This window comes from Paenibacillus radicis (ex Gao et al. 2016) (genome assembly GCF_014641555.1).
Lineage (GTDB): Bacteria > Bacillota > Bacilli > Paenibacillales > Paenibacillaceae > Pristimantibacillus > Pristimantibacillus radicis.
The window spans coordinates 194,182-211,346 of the sequence record NZ_BMHY01000006.1 but is presented as its reverse complement, the minus strand read 5'-3'; the positions used below and the strand labels follow the sequence as shown (position 1 = coordinate 211,346).

15 protein-coding genes, 1 pseudogene and 1 riboswitch are annotated in these 17,165 nt (G+C 48.9%); of the genes and pseudogenes, 13 read left to right on the top strand and 3 right to left on the bottom strand.

The genetic code is table 11. The features are described 5' to 3' along the window. Positions 1–72 precede the first annotated feature (72 nt). Positions 73–855 (bottom strand): annotated as a pseudogene (locus IEX98_RS17270) (IS3 family transposase). Positions 856–1,323: 468 nt separating this feature from the next. Beyond that, a complete protein-coding gene (corA, locus tag IEX98_RS17265; protein ID WP_188890459.1) occupies positions 1,324–2,259 on the bottom strand; it encodes a magnesium/cobalt transporter CorA in 936 nt (311 codons plus the stop codon). A gap of 362 nt (positions 2,260–2,621) precedes the next feature. Then, a riboswitch (SAM riboswitch) is annotated at positions 2,622–2,732 on the top strand. A 99-nt stretch (positions 2,733–2,831) separates the two neighbouring features. On the opposite strand from corA, the gene metA reads away from it, so the two are divergent. From metA to IEX98_RS17220, 9 genes are all read left to right on the top strand, one after another. Next, positions 2,832–3,749, top strand: a complete 918-nt coding sequence (gene metA, locus IEX98_RS17260; RefSeq protein WP_188890458.1) for a homoserine O-acetyltransferase MetA — start codon at positions 2,832–2,834, stop codon at positions 3,747–3,749. 26 nt (positions 3,750–3,775) lie between these two features. After that, positions 3,776–4,936, top strand: a complete 1,161-nt coding sequence (locus IEX98_RS17255; protein ID WP_188890457.1) for a PLP-dependent transferase — start codon at positions 3,776–3,778, stop codon at positions 4,934–4,936. A 4-nt stretch (positions 4,937–4,940) separates the two neighbouring features. Further along, entirely contained in the window at positions 4,941–6,113 is a 1,173-nt protein-coding gene (locus IEX98_RS17250; protein ID WP_188890456.1) for a trans-sulfuration enzyme family protein, read from the top strand. A gap of 162 nt (positions 6,114–6,275) precedes the next feature. Beyond that, positions 6,276–7,412: a cyclic dehypoxanthinyl futalosine synthase gene (gene mqnC, locus IEX98_RS17245; protein WP_188890455.1), complete on the top strand. Its 1,137-nt coding sequence runs from the start codon at positions 6,276–6,278 to the stop codon at positions 7,410–7,412. A 164-nt stretch (positions 7,413–7,576) separates the two neighbouring features. Then, entirely contained in the window at positions 7,577–8,521 is a 945-nt protein-coding gene (locus IEX98_RS17240; protein ID WP_188890454.1) for a putative sporulation protein YtxC, read from the top strand. A 429-nt stretch (positions 8,522–8,950) separates the two neighbouring features. Continuing rightward, positions 8,951–10,888 (top strand): threonine--tRNA ligase, encoded by a 1,938-nt coding sequence (thrS, locus tag IEX98_RS17235; RefSeq protein ID WP_188890453.1) that lies wholly within the window; start codon positions 8,951–8,953, stop codon positions 10,886–10,888. Between the two features lie 61 nt (positions 10,889–10,949). After that, positions 10,950–11,483 carry a 3D domain-containing protein gene (locus IEX98_RS17230; protein ID WP_188890452.1) on the top strand — a complete coding sequence of 178 codons (534 nt, stop codon included), beginning with the start codon at positions 10,950–10,952 and terminating at the stop codon, positions 11,481–11,483. A gap of 59 nt (positions 11,484–11,542) precedes the next feature. After that, complete coding sequence (locus tag IEX98_RS17225) at positions 11,543–11,683, top strand: hypothetical protein (RefSeq protein WP_188890451.1); 141 nt, start codon at positions 11,543–11,545, stop codon at positions 11,681–11,683. 144 nt (positions 11,684–11,827) lie between these two features. Continuing rightward, positions 11,828–12,211: a hypothetical protein gene (locus IEX98_RS17220; RefSeq protein WP_188890450.1), complete on the top strand. Its 384-nt coding sequence runs from the start codon at positions 11,828–11,830 to the stop codon at positions 12,209–12,211. Between the two features lie 94 nt (positions 12,212–12,305). Here the strand turns inward: IEX98_RS17220 and IEX98_RS17215 are convergent, their stop codons facing one another. Next, positions 12,306–13,601 carry an ammonium transporter gene (locus IEX98_RS17215; protein WP_188890449.1) on the bottom strand — a complete coding sequence of 432 codons (1,296 nt, stop codon included), beginning with the start codon at positions 13,599–13,601 and terminating at the stop codon, positions 12,306–12,308. A gap of 284 nt (positions 13,602–13,885) precedes the next feature. Between IEX98_RS17215 and liaF the strand changes: the two genes are divergently transcribed. From liaF to IEX98_RS17195, 4 genes are all read left to right on the top strand, one after another. Continuing rightward, on the top strand, positions 13,886–14,881 hold the full coding sequence (gene liaF / locus IEX98_RS17210) for a cell wall-active antibiotics response protein LiaF (protein WP_188890448.1): 996 nt from the start codon (positions 13,886–13,888) through the stop codon (positions 14,879–14,881). 6 nt (positions 14,882–14,887) lie between these two features. Next, positions 14,888–15,937: a sensor histidine kinase gene (locus IEX98_RS17205; RefSeq protein ID WP_188890447.1), complete on the top strand. Its 1,050-nt coding sequence runs from the start codon at positions 14,888–14,890 to the stop codon at positions 15,935–15,937. Beyond that, the gene (locus IEX98_RS17200; protein ID WP_188890545.1) at positions 15,924–16,580 is read left to right on the top strand and encodes a response regulator; all 657 of its coding nucleotides are present in this window, start codon (positions 15,924–15,926) and stop codon (positions 16,578–16,580) included. The genes IEX98_RS17205 and IEX98_RS17200 overlap by 14 nt, the downstream gene beginning before the upstream one ends. Before the next feature lie 96 nt (positions 16,581–16,676). Then, complete coding sequence (locus tag IEX98_RS17195) at positions 16,677–17,087, top strand: YugN family protein (protein ID WP_188890446.1); 411 nt, start codon at positions 16,677–16,679, stop codon at positions 17,085–17,087. Positions 17,088–17,165 lie beyond the last annotated feature (78 nt).

Here is a 17,165-nt window from a genome sequence, read left to right as displayed (position 1 = left end):
AAAGCACGAATGGATGCTGTATAGTTGGGACTGACCCCCATTTGTGAGACAGGGATCAAAACACCTTCAAGTTTAAACGGCCAGTCGGCTGTATTCAATCGGCGACTGGTTCTTTAGTTTCGTTTGAATACGAATTGCGTTATAATAAGTGATGTAGTCTCGAACGGTCTGTTCAACGATTGCCGTCGTTGTATGGGTCAACCCTTCGAGGTAGAACGTTTCAGACTTTAGTGTGGAATGAAACGATTCAATGGGGGCATTATCAGCGGGCGTTCCCTTGCGGGACATGCTCATGGTAATGCCTTTTCCTTTTACAGCTTCCTGATACCCTAGCGACGTGTAGACGCTGCCCTGATCGCTATCCGTAACGGAATTTATGCTCAGTGCAGAGTTCTCGAATCTCTTCAACCATGCTGTCCAATGGCCGAGTTTCGTTTTTTGCTCTCCATCGGTAATAGGTAGCACGTGGCACACCCAGCCATGCACAAGCTTTGGTGATCGTAACTTCCCCGTGAATCAACTCAACCAGTTCAACTATGATTTTTGGTGACAACTCCTTTCCATTTCCTTGTACTTTTTTAGCACATCTATTTGCTGCTTTAAGAACCGATTCTCCGCCTTTATTTGCTCCAGTTCCGAGGTAAACTCGGGTCCTTTACCGTAGCTGTATTGTTTGCCTACAGGTTGCTCCAAGCGGTTTAATTCGCCCTTGCGGTACCATCGCATCCAGGTTTCTAATTGCGTCTTATTTCGTATGCTCAGCTGCTCCATGACCTCTTTCACTGGAACTCCTTTTATTCTCAATTCAATGGCTTTCATTTTTGTTTCCACTGGGTAACTTACTCGTGTTGCCAACGTAAAAACACCTCCAAGGTTGTCTCCATATCTTACGACATGGTTGCATTTTCTTGAAGGTGTTTTAATTTGTCTCACGCTAAGGGGTCAGTCCCGTTGTACAGCGCGGGATTCGTGCTTTTTTCTTTCCAACATTAGAAGCAAGAACGTCAACAACAACAACCACTAACACTAAATCCTCATTTACTCAAAACCGGGTCTGCCACCAATGCTCATTTACCCTCCACACTCTGTCAAACTGCAAAAATACATTTTGCATAGGGAAAATTCCGCGAAAACAAAGTTCAAACTGCAAAAATGCAGTTTGACGAGCCCAAAACCGCCAAAATGAGGCGAAATGGACGAACCAAACTGCACTTTTACATGTTGAGCCGCCAAAATGACCCAAAATCGGCTAAACAAACTGCACATTTACATTTTGGCGGCCGCCAGCCAACGATTTTGCGGAGTAGAGCCGGCCCAAGCCGCTTAAAGCCAATTTTTCTTGCGGAAAATAAAGAACATACCAAAGCCGAGCAGCATCATAATGCCGAGCAAAATGTATGAGCCGCCGCGCATATGCAGGCCGGGAATGAAATCGAAGTTCATCCCGTAAATACCGGTAATGAACGTAAGCGGCATGAAGATCGTCGTCATCGCGGTAAACACCCGCATGATTTCATTGGCTCTCGCCGAGATACTCGACTGATAAGCCTCGCGTAAGTTGCCCATAAGCTCGCGGTACGTATCGAAGGACTCGGCGATTTTGACCGCATTTTCATAAATATCGCTAAAATATTTTTGCAGCTGATCGTCGATCAGCTTCAAGTCTTTCTTATTTAAAGTGGCGATTACGTCCTTTTGCGGACCTAGCACTTTTTTGAGCCATAATATTTCGCCGCGCAGACCGATAATTTCATTCAGGTGCGATTTTTTCGTGTGCATCAGAATGTCTTCTTCAAGTGTCTCAATCCGAGTGTCGATTCGATCGCCGACAAGAAAATAGTTATCGACCACGATATCGACCAGATGATACAAGAAGTAATCGGGACGGTTAACCTCCTGCTCCCACAAGACAGGCTTTAAGGAGCGGAGCTCGTTAATTTTTTGCTTCGTTACGGTTATGATATAATGGCGTCCGAGAAAAATGTTCAATGCCCGGAGAAAGATTTCCTCATCGTCAAACCGGATGCTGTTAATCACGATAAAATAATGGTTTTCATAAACTTCGATTTTTGGACGCTGCTCTTCTTCACTTAAGCAATCCTCTACGGCCAAATCATGCATGCCGAATAACGGCTGAAGGACAGCCAAGTCCTCTACGTCGGCATCTATCCAATAGAAGCCTTTTGCTGCGGGGAGCAGCGTTTCATTAATATCCTCAACAGGAGTAAATACTCCATCATGTACGAGACGAATTTTCATCCCTTGCATCTCCTCTCTTGATAAACGGAGAACTGCCGGATGAAAAGTGCTTTCGGGACGGTTACGTAAGACACCGTAAAGCCCAATTTCGCTTTCGATCCGGCAGATACCGTATTCGATTGTTGTCAGGCTTAGGTCGGTCGCCTTCCATGTCCGTATGCACTCCTTTGCTAAATCATCTAGAATCGGGTATAATCCACAATCCTTGTCTAGTATACTCCTGCTGTGCATTTACATTCAAGAAGAAAAAGAGGCGTGGTTTGCTATAGCTTATGCTACAATCCTTCTTGACGCGAATGCCAGAATCCATTAAAGTTAAGAATAAGAACTGGAATTGAAGTGCATAACCAAATAGATCAACTTTCTTATCAAGAGCAGGCGGAGGGACTAGCCCGATGAAGCCCGGCAACCGGCGTAAGCACGGTGCTAATTCTTGCGGAGACCAATTTTATTGGGTTTCTGAGAGATGAGAGAGGCGGAAGCTTTATTTCTTGAGCGTACGACCTTTTCTCACTGCAGAAAGGGTCTTTTTGCGCTTTAAATACCCAGACTGAGTTAAAGGAGTGAATCGTATGCCGATTAAAGTGCCAGATCATTTACCAGCGAAAGAAGTATTAAACAACGAAAACATTTTTGTGATGGATGAGAGCACCGCCTATCATCAGGACATTCGTCCATTGCGGATTGTTATTCTGAATCTGATGCCGACTAAAGAAACGACCGAGACGCAACTTCTGCGCCTGATCGGCAACACACCGCTGCAAGTGGAAGCGGTACTGCTTCATCCAAAGACACACACGTCGAAAAACACGTCGGCGGATCATTTGGAATCCTTTTACAAAACATTCGACGAAATTTCCCATGAATATTATGACGGGATGATTATAACCGGCGCACCGGTGGAACATTTGAATTTCGAAGATGTTAATTATTGGGATGAGCTGAAGGACATTATGGAATGGAGCAAAAAGCACGTCACTTCGACCTTCCATATCTGTTGGGCCTCGCAGGCGGGACTCTACCATCATTATGGCGTTCCGAAATATGAGCTTGATGATAAAATTTTCGGCGTGTTCCCTCACACAATCGAGAAGCGGAATGTTAATCTGCTTCGCGGCTTCGACGAAATGTTCTACGTTCCGCAATCGCGGCACACGGAAGTCCGGCGTGAAGATATTGAGAAAATCGAGGAGCTGGAAGTATTGTCGGAATCGGAAGAATCCGGCGTCTATATTGTAGCTTCAAAGGATGGCAGACAAATTTTTGTCAGCGGGCATTCCGAGTACGATCCGCTTTCGCTGAAATTCGAGTATGACCGCGATAAGGCGAAAGGACTGGCGATTGACGTTCCGAAGAACTATTTCCCGGGTGATAATCCGGAGCGTCTGCCGCTTTCGACATGGCGAGCGCATGCCAATCTGCTTTACTCGAACTGGCTCAACTATTATGTATACCAGCAAACGCCTTATGAATTAGGCGCAGGCATATAAGAGAGACGAAGGAGCGTATCGAATTTATGAAAATCGAAAGTCATTTGGCGCAGATCGGTTCCATTAAGGAGCCAGTTACGGGAGCGGTAAGCTTCCCGATTTACCAATCCACCGCTTTTCGTCATCCGCAACTTGGACAAAGCACTGGTTTTGACTATGCTCGTACGAAAAGTCCGACACGTTCCGTTCTTGAAGAAGCAGCAGCTAAGCTCGAGTCTGGAGATGCAGGCTTTGCCTGTAGCTCCGGCATGGCAGCGCTGCAAACGATTTTTGCGCTGTTCAGCCAAGGCGACCACCTTATCGTTTCACTTGACCTTTATGGCGGTACATACCGTCTGCTGGAGAGGATCATGTCGAGATTTGGAGTTACGGCCTCCTATGTGGACACGAATGATCTGGATGCCATAAATGAGCTATGGCAGCCGAATACGAAGGCTGTACTCATTGAGACGCCAACCAATCCTTTGATGATGATTACCGATATCGAGCGCGTAGCGTCATGGGCAAAAGCGAAAGGGCTGTTGACCATTGTCGACAACACGCTGCTGACACCTTTCTTCCAGCGCCCGATTGAGCTTGGAGCGGATATCGTCATTCATAGTGCGACCAAATACTTGGGCGGGCACAATGATGTACTAGCTGGACTTATCGTGACCAAAGGCAAAGAGCTTTCGGAACAAATGGCTTTCCTTCATAATTCGATTGGTGCCGTTCTTGGGCCGCAAGATTCCTGGCTGCTAATGCGCGGGATGAAGACACTCGCTTTGCGCATGGAGCGTCATCAATATAACGCAACTAAAATCTCGGAATATTTGCAGGGGCATTCTGCAGTGGAAGAAGTTTATTATCCCGCTCTGCCTCATCATCCGAACCATGATATTCAGAATAAACAGTCCTCCGGCAACACCGGTATTTTCTCCTTCCGCTTAAAGGATGCCCGTTATGTGGAGCCGATTTTGCGTCATGTTAAGCTGATTGCTTTCGCTGAAAGCTTGGGTGGTGTGGAATCACTGATGACGTATCCGGCGGTGCAGACGCATGCAGACATTCCGGAAGAAATTCGCCGCCAAATCGGTGTCGACGACCGGCTTCTCCGTTTCTCAGTCGGCATCGAGCATGTGGACGATCTAATCGGAGATTTGGAACAGGCGCTAGCCGCAGCGAAACAGGAAATTGGGGAGGAATAGCAGAATGGCAGACAGAAACAACCCGGACAAAATCGCTAGCCGCAGCTTTTCGACAAAGCTGCTTCACTTCGGCGCTGAAATCGATGAGCAAACGGGCGCTTCGAGCACGCCGATTTTTCAAGCATCAACGTTCCATCATCATGATGTATTTAACCCGCCGCATCATGATTACAGCCGTTCAGGCAATCCAACCCGTGAAGCGCTTGAGAATTATATTGCGCTGCTTGAGGGCGGAACACGCGGATTTGCATTCGCGTCCGGCATGGCTGCTATTTCGACGACTTTCCTGCTGTTCTCGGCTGGCGATCACCTTATCGTAACGGAGGATGTATACGGCGGAACTTACCGTTTCCTGACAACAGTGCTGAGCAGACTTGGCATTGAGACGACATTTGTCGATATGACTGATTTTGAAGCGGTAAAAGCTGCGATCCAGCCAAATACGAAGGCGGTATTTATTGAGACGCCATCCAACCCGACGCTGAAAATCACCGACATTAAGCTCGTCGCAGATTGGGCGAAAGAGAACGGCTTGCTGTCGCTGCTCGACAACACATTCATGACCCCATACCATCAGCGTCCGTTTGAACAAGGCATTGATATCGTGGTGCATAGCGCGACGAAGTTCTTAAGCGGTCATAGCGATGTATTGGCTGGACTTGCCGTAACGAAGGATGAAGCGTTGGGCAAAAGACTCTATGCACTGCAAAACGGTCTCGGCTCTGTATTGAGTGCTCATGAGTGCTGGCTGCTGATGCGCGGCATGAAGACGCTGCAAGCACGGATGGAGCATAGCGAACGCAGTGCCCTCAGACTTGCGGAATGGCTGTCGAATCATCCTGAAGTGGAACACGTCTACTATCCAGGGCTGCCGGATCATCCTGGACGTGAAATTCATGAGCGCCAATCGGCAGGTTATGGAGCGGTTGTCTCCTTCGACGTCGGCAGCGGGGATCGTGCAAAAGCGCTGTTGAACCGGATCGAGCTTCCGCTCGTAGCCGTCAGCCTTGGCGCGGTAGAGAGCATCCTGTCGTATCCGGCGATGATGTCTCACGCAGCGATGCCGCGGGAGGTGCGCCTTCAACGCGGAATTACCGATGGCATTCTTCGCTATTCCGTTGGTCTTGAGGATGTTGAGGATCTGATTGTTGATCTGGATGCGGCATTGCGCGCATAATAAATAATGGAGTATAGCTTCCTGATATAGGGCGCTGTACTCCTTTTTTGCTGAGGATGCGTTCGCTTAATTGCCACATTCACAGGGGTGTCAGACTAGTCGGAATTATGTTAGGATGAAATTGGAGCATGTAATGAACGGTTAATTAGGAGGTGTTGCGTAGTGGCAACGATTGACTATATTTTAGATAAAGCGCTGAGAGGCGAACGCATAAGCTTTGAAGAATGCGTCACACTGTTTGAATCCGATGAAATCGAGAAGATGGGGCATGTCGCCAATCAGCTGATGCTGAGAAAGCATCCAGATCCGGTTACGACCTTCGTTGTAGGACGCAACGTCAATTATACAAATATTTGTGATGTTTATTGCCGGTTTTGTGCATTTTATCGTGCGCCGGGGTCCAAGGAAGGCTATGTACTTCAGGACGAGACGATTTTGAGCAAAATTCAGGAAACGATTGACGTCGGCGGCACCGAAATTTTGATGCAAGGCGGCACGAATCCGGATTTGCCATTTACTTATTACACGGATTTGCTTCGTAAAATCAAAACGAATTTCCCTGACATTACGATGCACTCCTTCTCTCCTGCAGAAATTCAGAAGATGAAAGACGTGTCTGAAGGTTTGTCGCTGGATGAGGTTATTCGCCAGCTTCATGAAGCCGGACTGGATTCCCTTCCAGGCGGTGGAGCTGAAATTCTGGATGACCGTACCCGTCGCAAAATCAGCCGGATGAAGGGCTCATGGACCGATTGGATGGACGTCATGAAATCCGCGCATCGTCATGGCATGAATACGACCGCTACGATGGTTTACGGCTTTGGCGAAACGATGGAAGAGCGGGCGCTGCACTTACTGCGTATACGTGACGCGCAAGACGAATGCATTGCAAACGGTTATGATTCGACAGGATTTTTGGCCTTTATTTCTTGGCCATTCCAGCCGGACAACACCAATATGAAGCGGGAGAAAGCGAAGCCCGAGGAATATTTGAAAGTTGTTGCGGTAAGCCGCATCATGCTGGACAACATCGATAACTTCCAATCTTCATGGGTAACGATGGGGCCAGAAATGGGCAAATTGTCGCTTTCCTACGGCTGCAACGATTTCGGCAGCACGATGATTGAAGAGAACGTCGTATCGGCAGCGGGCACGACCCATAAAGTAAATATTGAACTTATTCTTCAATTAATTCGCGAGGCTGGTAAAACGCCGGCGCAGCGTGATACGAAATATAATATTTTGAAGGTCTACTCCGAATCGGAGAAGGCTGAAAATGATTTTATTATGCAGAACTAGCGGAAGCTTTCAGCCCCGTCTTCGCCCAGCGAAGACGGGGTTTTCTTATTGAAATGAGGACGTTCAGAAAGGTATTTGAAGCCCCTATACTTCCCAAACTCTACATCGTATATCCCCTACCCTAGGGCCATATACTTAAGAAGGGAAATGAAAGGGGTGAGCTCATGGAGCTGTTTACCGTAACACTGCCTCCTGCGCGGGAGCATGAAGCAGCTGAGCTGGCAAAGCTGATGAATGAATATGCCGCCAACGATTTACATATCGCAGCAGAAACGAATGAACCAATAATTCAATTCAAACTTTTGAAGGATGGAGAGCCCCATGTAACCTGTCATGCGCTCTTGCCCCATTTTCAATTGGCTGAACATAGTCAACAGGTATATCTGACTGCTTCGAAGGCGATTGCCGAATTTATCGTAGCCCACATGGAGCCGCAAATATTGGCTAGGATTATCCGCCGCAACTATAAGGGCAATTACGCCGTTGATGCCCCTATGATCGAGAAATATTGCCATGAGCTGCTGCATGGAAAAGAATGGGATGGGCTGGGGACGAAGTTTCTTGATGCGGACCGGCAGCGGCGAAAAACGAAGGTCGCGGATGAGATCGAGCTATTTTTACAGGAGAATACATGGCTGGATCTAGCGGGTCTAACGACGTTCAGGCTTCAGCACTATCGCAAAGAGCTGGCTGAAATTGTCGAGTATGCGCTCGATGAATATGTGCTGGATAAGCAATACCAGGAGTTTATCTCGCTGCTCAAATATTTTGTCGGGCTCCAGGATTCCAAAGTACCTATCGTTCACCTTGTCCATAAAGGCAATCATGAATTTGTCATGTATAATGACAAGTTTCAGCTATTCGAGCCTAAACCTCATTCCGATCGGATGGTCGCGGAAATGCTGGAGACGGAGATGAACATTGAGGATATGGTCATTAGCTCGTTGATTGCCGTATCGCCGAAAACCATCATGATTCATACCCGGCAGCCTGACATGCAGGTCATACGTACGATCGAGACGATTTTCGACAACAGGGTATCAGTCTGTACACAATGCAGCGCCTGCAGTCCATCCTTCGAGTCGATTAATGACGGCATTCAGCCTTGATTCGATGGATATTACAATATATTCCATATGACTATTGACCGGACAGTCATTGAGGACTATAATATTGGACATAAGCAATGAAATGCAAACAGCAATGACAAAGCCATGCATTTGTCTCATCATGCCGGTTCAGAGAGAGGAAACGAGGCTGAAATTTCCTTCAGGCAAGAGCGGATGTACCCCTTTGTAGCTGTACGGTTGAAAGCGGGAAACCGTCTGTAAGCCGTACCGGATTCTCTCCGTTACCAGAGCATACAAGGACAGCGGTTAGCTTTATTAGAAAGCGGTCGCAGTCGAAGTAGGGTGGAACCACGGGTATAGAAGCACTCGTCCCTTTGCGGGATGCGTGCTTTTTTTGCGTTCATTTGAATGTTGAAATCTATGCTTTTCCCGCGCAGCTAAATTTATAATAAGAAAAGGATGAATAACATGTCTGTTCAAGTTACTTTTCCAGACGGCGCCGTTCGCGAATACGCCGCAGGAACGACGATCGAAGAGGTTGCTGGCTCCATTAGCCCTGGACTTCGCAAAAACGCAATTGCCGGCAAGCTGAACGGCAAAGTTGTGGACGTATATACGCCAATCGAGGAAAATGCCGCTGTTGAGATCGTTACCGTTGAATCAGCGGACGGTCTTGAGGTTTATCGCCATAGTACGGCCCACCTGCTGGCTCAAGCGATCAAACGTCTGTACAGCGACGCCGACGTCAAACTGGGCATTGGTCCGGTAATCGAAGACGGCTTCTACTACGATATCGATATGGAGCATTCGTTGACGCCTGAAGATTTGACGAAGCTGGAGAAGGAAATGGAACGCATCGTCCAGCAAAATCTCGACATTCGCCGCCGCGTTGTAAGCCGCGATGAAGCGGTCGCTATTTTCACCGATATCGGCGACAATTTGAAGCTTGAACTGATTCGCGACTTGCCAGTGGACACCGAGCTTACGATTTATGACCAAGGCGAGTTCTTCGATCTGTGTCGCGGACCGCACTTGCCGTCTACAGGCCGCATCAAATCGTTCAAGCTGCTGAGCGTTGCAGGCGCATACTGGCGCGGCGATTCCAAGAACAAAATGCTGCAGCGTATTTACGGCACTGCTTTTGCCAAAAAAGCGCAGCTGGACGAGCATCTTCATTTCCTGGAGGAAGCGAAAAAACGTGATCACCGCAAACTTGGCAAAGAGTTGAAAATGTTTACGTTCTCCCGCGAAGTTGGCCAAGGTCTGCCGCTATGGCTGCCAAACGGTGCGAAGGTTCGCCGTACTTTGGAACGTTACATCGTCGACTTGGAAGAGCGTTTGGGCTACGAGCATGTCTACACGCCTGTATTGGCCAATGTAGAGCTTTATAAAATCTCCGGCCACTGGGAGCACTACAGCGAGGATATGTTCCCGCCGATGGCGCTTGATAATGAAGAGCTCGTACTTCGTCCGATGAACTGCCCTCACCATATGATGGTGTTCAAAAGCGATATGAGAAGCTACCGTGATCTGCCGGTTCGTATTGCCGAGATGGGCACGATGCACCGTTACGAAATGTCCGGTGCACTGACAGGTCTTCACCGTGTACGCGCGATGACGCTGAATGACGCGCATATTTTCTGTCGTCCGGATCAAATCAAGGAAGAGTTTGCGCGCGTCGTCAACCTCATTCGCAAAGTTTACGAGGATTTCGGCATTAAAGATTATCGTTTCCGTCTTTCCTACCGTGATCCGCAGGATACCGAGAAATATTTCCAAAACGATGAGATGTGGGAAACATCCCAGCGTATGCTCCGCGAAGTAGTAGAAGAGCTGGGTCTGCCGTTCTTCGAAGCGGAAGGCGAAGCGGCGTTCTACGGTCCGAAGCTGGACGTTCAGATCAAGACGGCGCTTGGCAAAGAAGAGACGCTGTCGACTGCGCAGCTGGACTTCCTGCTGCCTGAGCGCTTCGAGCTGGAATACATCGGTGACGACGGTAAAAAACACCGTCCGGTCGTTATCCACCGGGGTATCATCAGTACGATGGAGCGGATGACTGCCTTCCTGCTGGAAAACTTTGCAGGCGCGCTGCCGCTCTGGCTGTCGCCGGTTCAAGCGAAGATCATTCCAGTATCGACAGCTTACGAGGCTTATGCCCGCGACGTGGAAGAGCAATTGCGCAATGCCGGCGTTCGCGTAGAAAGCGACCTGCGTAACGAGAAGCTTGGCTATAAGATCCGCGAAGCGCAGCTGGAGAAAATTCCGTACATGCTCGTTGTCGGCGACAATGAAGCGCAATCCGGCTCTGTATCGATCCGTAAGCGCGGCGAAGGCGATATTGGCGCTAAGGCAGTTGCTGAGCTGATTGAACTGCTGCAAGGCGAGATCGCTGCTAAGACGATCTAAAAAATACCGAATAAAGCTTGTGCCATTAGGGAAATCTTCTTCTGAGGAGGAAGCTGCCCAAATGGTTACAAGCTTTTTTTTGTTTTTAAATCAGAAGATACGGATTACATTAGTCATGTTTATCGCCTTCGGAACGCTCGCATCTGCTTCACCCGACGCCTATGCGCAAGGGGAGAAAGAGCAGGCGGTTGCCTCCGTGAAGGTGGTGGCGACCGGCTATACAGCAGGCGTCGAATCTACCGGCAAAAAGCCTGGTCATCCGCAATATGGCATTACGTACTCAGGTGTAAAGGTTCACCGGGGTCAAGTGTCGACGGTTGCCGCTGATACAAAGCTGTTTCCTATTGGAACGCTGCTGTATATACCCGGGTATGGCTACGGTGTTGTAGCCGACACAGGCTCCGCCATCAAAGGGCACCGGATCGATCTTTACTTCGAGACGGTAAAAGAGGTGTACGCCGAGTGGGGTAAAAAAACGGTTACGGTTCAGGTGCTGCGCAAAGGCTCCGGCAAGCTTTCGCAGGCTTGGTTGAACGATATAAATCGGGCGGTCGAAGCGGGAAAACCGCTGCCTCAAGCTTACATTGAATCGTGAAATATGAACGCATATTAATCGGGTGCTTTGCCATACTAGTATGGGAGGTGACGATAACAATGGCTAAAAACAAAAACAACAAAAATCAAAACAACAACAACTTAAACGCTGAATTCGCTGAAGAATTCAACCAAGGCAACGCAGCAAACAAGAACGCAAACAACAATGCAAACAACGCAACACAAAATACGCAAAAGTAATCCCATAACGGGAAAAAGCAAGAGGAACCGGGTAAAGCCGGTTCCTCTTTTTATTTGAACAAAAAAACAGTTTTCAAAACGTGCCTTTTTATTGTATGATAGACAATGTTAGTAAATATAACATGACAAGTTGGGTGAACGGTTATGACGGATCCGATTGTTTATACGAATTATACAGCTGCACACCATCGTAAAGCGGCTGAAGTATTGCCATTCATCGATGCCTATGTAATGAAGAAGGAACAGGAAATTATCGAAATCGAGCAGATGGTGGAGCGCTACGAGAAGCGCCGGATGAAGGAAGAGCGCGCCTATCAATCCATGTCTACTTTTCGCCGCTTGCTGTCCGGCCGCAAGCCTGATCATCATCTAGCTGTCGAATATATTCATTTTGTGAAAAAACCGATGGAGAAGGTACGGGAGCTGCGTCAAGAAATCGAGAATGCCCGGTCCATTCAATCAAGCTCTTCTCCTGGTGATATGGTGTCGGTATCTTCCGGGCTGGCTAATGAGCTGCGCCAAGCCTAACGTAACAAAGCGGTATCACGCTGTCCAATAAAAGCAAACGAAACGAAAAAACGTTGTCACCGTATGAAGCGGAGACAACGTTTTTTAATGCGTTTTAGTTTCCGTTTTTTACACGGTCCAGATCAATGAAATCGCTGTTGTCGCTATAGGCAGGGACGCCGTGAATACCGACGTCAAGTCCGATTAGCTCTTCATCTTTGGATACTCTGACCGGCATGATCTTACGAATTAGCCATAGGAACAGCCAGGTAATGGCGAAGCCCCAGACAGCAACGGTTGCGAGACCGAGAGCCTGTACGCCAAGCAAGCTCCAACCTCCGCCATAGAACAGGCCGTAGTAGCCTTGACCTACATTAGCAGTCAGCTCGGGAACGGCGAACAACCCGACAGCAAGTGTACCGATGCTGCCGCTTATGCCGTGAACGGCGAAAGCGCCAACGGGATCGTCGATCTTTTTTCGCTCCAGCATCTCGGTTGCAAGCACCATGGCGATTCCGCATACTGCGCCGATCAGAATGGCTACGCTATCGGAGACGAAGGCACAGCCGGCCGTAATGCCGACAAGTCCAGCCAGCGATCCGTTGATTACCATTGGAGGATCTGCTTTCTTATAACGCAGCATCGTGAACAGGATGCAAGTTGCTCCGCCCGAGGCTGCCGAGAGCATCGTTGTGATGGCAATATGCCCGATCCCGGAATGGGTAGCGCTGAGCGTGCTGCCAGCGTTGAAGCCAAACCATCCGAACCAGAGAATAAAGGCGCCTACGGATGCAAGGGGAAGGTTGGACGGAGGGACGATGTTGACTTTGCCGTCCGGCATGAACTTGCCGATCCGCGGTCCGATGAAGATTGCTGCCGCTAAAGCTGCAAAACCGCCGAGACCATGTATAACTGCTGAACCTGCAAAGTCGATCATGCCAAGCTTGCCAAGCCAGCCGCTGCCCGACCATACCCAGTGTCCAGCCAGCGGATAGATTAGACCTGTCATTGCAATCGTGAATAGAATGTAGGCGCGGAAATGAATGCGTTCGGCAACGGCTCCCGACACGATAGAGATGACGGCGATGACGAAGGCGCATTGGAACAGCCAATACGTCTCATTAGAGATGTTGAGCACGATATGAGAGAGATCGCCTTTCATTAGGAAACCGCTCGTTCCGAATAGTCCGCCGATATCTTTGCCATACATAATGCCAAATCCGACTAAATAGAAGACAAGTGCTCCAAAAGCGATGTCGACAAACACTTTCATAATGATGCTGACCGCATTTTTCTGTCTGACGAAGCCGGCTTCCAGCAAAGCGAATCCGCCCTCCATCAGCAGGATCATGGCTGCCGTCAATACGACCCATATCGTATCCAGACCTCTAGACAGCTCGGTAATATCCATCGTTTGATCAACCTCTATTCTGTGGATAATCTGATGTAAGGTTTTTCTCTTCCTTCCAATCCGTTCATCATTATAAATAGATGAAGTCAGCTATGTCAACGAATTAACGTAATGTTTCATGACATGTCAGATCTAAATCCCGTAATTGCTGGAATGGATGAAAAATACTTCATCTCAGTCTAGAGACGGAGAACAAGTTCAATCGGCCGTCCCTTTTGAAGCCTGGCAGCTTTAGCTATACTAAATATACAAAGAATGAACGCATAGGCAGGAGATGAAAGTATATGAATGGAAATTTTATAAACCGGCTATTTATAGGGGTTATCGTTATTGCGGTTGGCGTTCTGTTTCTGCTCCGGCAGACGGGGCAGCTCGACTTCGATTTTAGTATAGGCCATCTTATATCCACTTATTGGCCTGTCCTTCTGATTTATTTCGGATTGCAGGGAGTTCTGTCAGGTGCCTTCAACGGTTCCGGCTCCGGCTGGTGGGGCGGAATTATGCTGTTGATCGGATTTGTTTTCCTAGGACGCAATCTGGATTGGTTCTCTTGGTCGGTAGGCGATATTGCTCCTTATATTTGGCCTATTATTATCATCTTAATCGGAATCAATATGATCCGGCGTCCTAAAAAACGGAAGCGCCGTTCGCATGCGCAGCCAAATGATGACTGGAAATCGTTTACCGGCTACAAAGAGCCTCAAGGACATGTACCGCCAGCGCCTCCGCTTCATCCTGATCCGACAAAGCCTGGCGAAGCGAATGAAGAAGAGCGGACTGAGCCAAAGCAAAAGCAAACCGGGTATGAGGACGACGTTAAGAAGCATCACGATCATTCGAAACGGCATGGCCGTCATCACCATCATCACCATGAGACGGAATATTGGAATTATGATTCCGATGCGCAGACACGCTCCGGCTTTATCGGCGATATTCATATCGGTCACGATTATTGGGAGCTGAAGCCGATGAATATCTCTCATTTTATCGGGGATACCGTTGTCGATCTGACGAAAGCGCAAATTCCATTCGGGGAAACGAGGCTTTGCATTTCCTCTTTCGTTGGCGACGTTAAAGTGTACGTTCCCAATGATTACGAGGTTGGCATTCAAGTGATATCCAGCGCTTTTGTAGGCGATGTAAAGATTTTGGGAGAGCGTGAAGGCGGGTTTTTCAAAAATGTAAACATCTATTCGCCGGCTTATAGCGATACGGATAAGCGGATTAAATTAGTCGTGAGCACATTCGTTGGCGACGTTCGAGTTACGAAGGTGGGGTAAAGGCTAATGATGGTGCGATTTCTGCGCAGCGGCAAATGGGAGCTTATTATTATGTTCGTCGCTTCTTCGGTTGCTGCGCTGCTGCTGGGGTTCGCAGTTTGGTTCGGATTGTCGTTTGAAGCGGGGCAGACGGAGACGCGGCTAGGTGCTGCATCCGTCTTTCTGCTTGTCAGTGCCGCTTTCGGCTATTGGGCCGGACAGCGGCTGCAACGCCGGCTGGATACGCTGCAGCTTGCCATGAAGCAAGCCAATAACGGAAACTATGAGGTCCGTATTACGGAGACTGGTGATCTTAACTTTATGGAGCTGTACCGGGAATTCAACGAGCTTGCCGTTCAGATGCAGGAGAGGATGAAACGGCTGCAGATGGTAGGCGAGGAGCAGGTGATGATCGCCACCTCCAATGAAGCGGCGGTGCTGGAGGAGCGCAAGCGTCTTGCCCGTGATCTTCATGATACGGTGAGTCAGCAATTGTTTGCGATGCATATGTGCGCCTCTTCGCTGCCGAAGCTGCAGGAGATTGACCGCGAGCGGGCGGCATCTGTGCTCGATCAGCTCATCCATATGTCTACGCTTGCTCAGAAGCAAATGCGCGTCTTTATTGCGCAACTGCGTCCGCTGGAACTGGAGGGGCAGACGCTGCGCGAAGCGCTCGACAAATGGTTCCCGGATTATTGCCGTCAGAACAGTTTGCAGGGAGCACTTGAGTGGCGGATTCAAGAGCCATTGACGGAAGCGAAGGAGCATCAGCTTTTTCTCATCGTACAGGAAGCGATGGCCAACGTCGTCAAGCATGCGGCTGCCCAAAGCTGCTCGTTGACGCTTGCTGAAACGGAGCGGCAAATTACGCTTAACCTTCAAGATGACGGGGCAGGCTTCCGGGTACAAGAAGTAAGACGAGGCTCTTACGGGTTGTCGACGATGCAGGAGCGGGCCCAGAAGCTGGGCGGCACCGCCGAAATTATTAGCAAGCCCGGGAGCGGGACGAGAGTGAAAGTAACCATTCCGAAAATTTGGCGAGGGAGCGAGCAGGATGAGTACAATGAACGGGAATGACAAGTTGAAGATCATGATCGTAGACGATCATGATATGGTAAGAACCGGTTTGCGTACCTATCTTATGCTGGAACCGAAATTTGAAGTCGTCGCGGAAGCGGGAAGCGGCCAAGCCGCGCTGGACTTGCTGCTTTCCGGCGATACGCCCGATCTGATTCTGATGGATTTAATGATGCCTGGCATGAACGGCATTGATACGACGAAGGCGATTGTTTCGCGTTTTCCAGATATGAAGATCATTATGCTGACCAGCTTTCTGGAAGATGACAAGGTGTATGCCGCCATTGAAGCGGGAGCGGTTAGCTATGTATTGAAGACCGTGTCGGCGGAGGAGCTTATCTACGCGCTGAACGGAGCGATGCGGGGGATGCCAGTCATGACGGCGGACGTGTCGCAAGCATTGACGCGTGGTCTTCGGCAGCGTACAGCGCAAGCTGGCGATGAGGGGCTGACCGAGCGGGAGAAAGAAGTGCTGCTATTAATCGCCGAAGGCAGGTCTAACAAGGAGATTGGCGAGGAGCTTCATATTAGTGTTAAAACGGTCAAAACGCATGTGAGCAACCTATTGATGAAATGCGAGCTGGAGGACCGGACGCAGCTGGCTGTGCTTGCGCATCGCAAAGGCTGGGCCAAACAATCATAATCGGTCATTTTTGGGGCTATACTATCCTTTAGCAGTACGGTAATGCAATCGTACCAAATCTAGACGTACAGGTATGCTAAAGGAGCGAACAATTCGATGATGCCATTATCTTCAACACTGGAAGGCTATCAGAACCGTTATACCGAGGCACGCAGCCAACTGGAGGAGGAGCAGTTTTCGCTGGGCGGCAACTGGGACTATACGAGCGGCTCCTTCGACCGGGCGCTGGATGATGCCAATAAAGTATGGCTGCGGCTGCCCTTTCAAGTGATATCCGGCAGTATAGACGATTCGTCTCAAGATACGGATGCGGTTATTCGGCTGGGCACGCCATATGTGCTGAAGCATCTATACAATGAAGGCAATGATCCGGAAGCGAAAGCTCATCTAGTAGGCGCTTTATTTGATCAATTTCAAACACCGGTTGATCCCGATGCCAATATCGAGCCGAAATGGATCGATCGCGCAAAGGAAGTTTTGTCCGAGGCCGAGCGGATATTGGAGTAATTTACGTGGACATTCAACGAATGATTAAGGATGAAGCGGCAGAGCGATTGCCGCTTTATTTTTTTTACACATAGCTTG

What these genes read in the sequence shown, in the direction of transcription:
- corA (WP_188890459.1), bottom strand. Translation starts at nt 2,259, where the DNA reads ATGAAAATTCGTCTCGTACATGATGGAGTATTTACTCCTGTTGAGGAT.
- metA (WP_188890458.1), top strand. Translation starts at nt 2,832, where the DNA reads ATGCCGATTAAAGTGCCAGATCATTTACCAGCGAAAGAAGTATTAAAC.
- IEX98_RS17255 (WP_188890457.1), top strand. Translation starts at nt 3,776, where the DNA reads ATGAAAATCGAAAGTCATTTGGCGCAGATCGGTTCCATTAAGGAGCCA.
- IEX98_RS17250 (WP_188890456.1), top strand. Translation starts at nt 4,941, where the DNA reads ATGGCAGACAGAAACAACCCGGACAAAATCGCTAGCCGCAGCTTTTCG.
- IEX98_RS17240 (WP_188890454.1), top strand. Translation starts at nt 7,577, where the DNA reads ATGGAGCTGTTTACCGTAACACTGCCTCCTGCGCGGGAGCATGAAGCA.
- thrS (WP_188890453.1), top strand. Translation starts at nt 8,951, where the DNA reads ATGTCTGTTCAAGTTACTTTTCCAGACGGCGCCGTTCGCGAATACGCC.
- IEX98_RS17230 (WP_188890452.1), top strand. Translation starts at nt 10,950, where the DNA reads ATGGTTACAAGCTTTTTTTTGTTTTTAAATCAGAAGATACGGATTACA.
- IEX98_RS17225 (WP_188890451.1), top strand. Translation starts at nt 11,543, where the DNA reads ATGGCTAAAAACAAAAACAACAAAAATCAAAACAACAACAACTTAAAC.
- IEX98_RS17220 (WP_188890450.1), top strand. Translation starts at nt 11,828, where the DNA reads ATGACGGATCCGATTGTTTATACGAATTATACAGCTGCACACCATCGT.
- IEX98_RS17215 (WP_188890449.1), bottom strand. Translation starts at nt 13,601, where the DNA reads ATGGATATTACCGAGCTGTCTAGAGGTCTGGATACGATATGGGTCGTA.
- liaF (WP_188890448.1), top strand. Translation starts at nt 13,886, where the DNA reads ATGAATGGAAATTTTATAAACCGGCTATTTATAGGGGTTATCGTTATT.
- IEX98_RS17205 (WP_188890447.1), top strand. Translation starts at nt 14,888, where the DNA reads ATGATGGTGCGATTTCTGCGCAGCGGCAAATGGGAGCTTATTATTATG.
- IEX98_RS17200 (WP_188890545.1), top strand. Translation starts at nt 15,924, where the DNA reads ATGAACGGGAATGACAAGTTGAAGATCATGATCGTAGACGATCATGAT.
- IEX98_RS17195 (WP_188890446.1), top strand. Translation starts at nt 16,677, where the DNA reads ATGATGCCATTATCTTCAACACTGGAAGGCTATCAGAACCGTTATACC.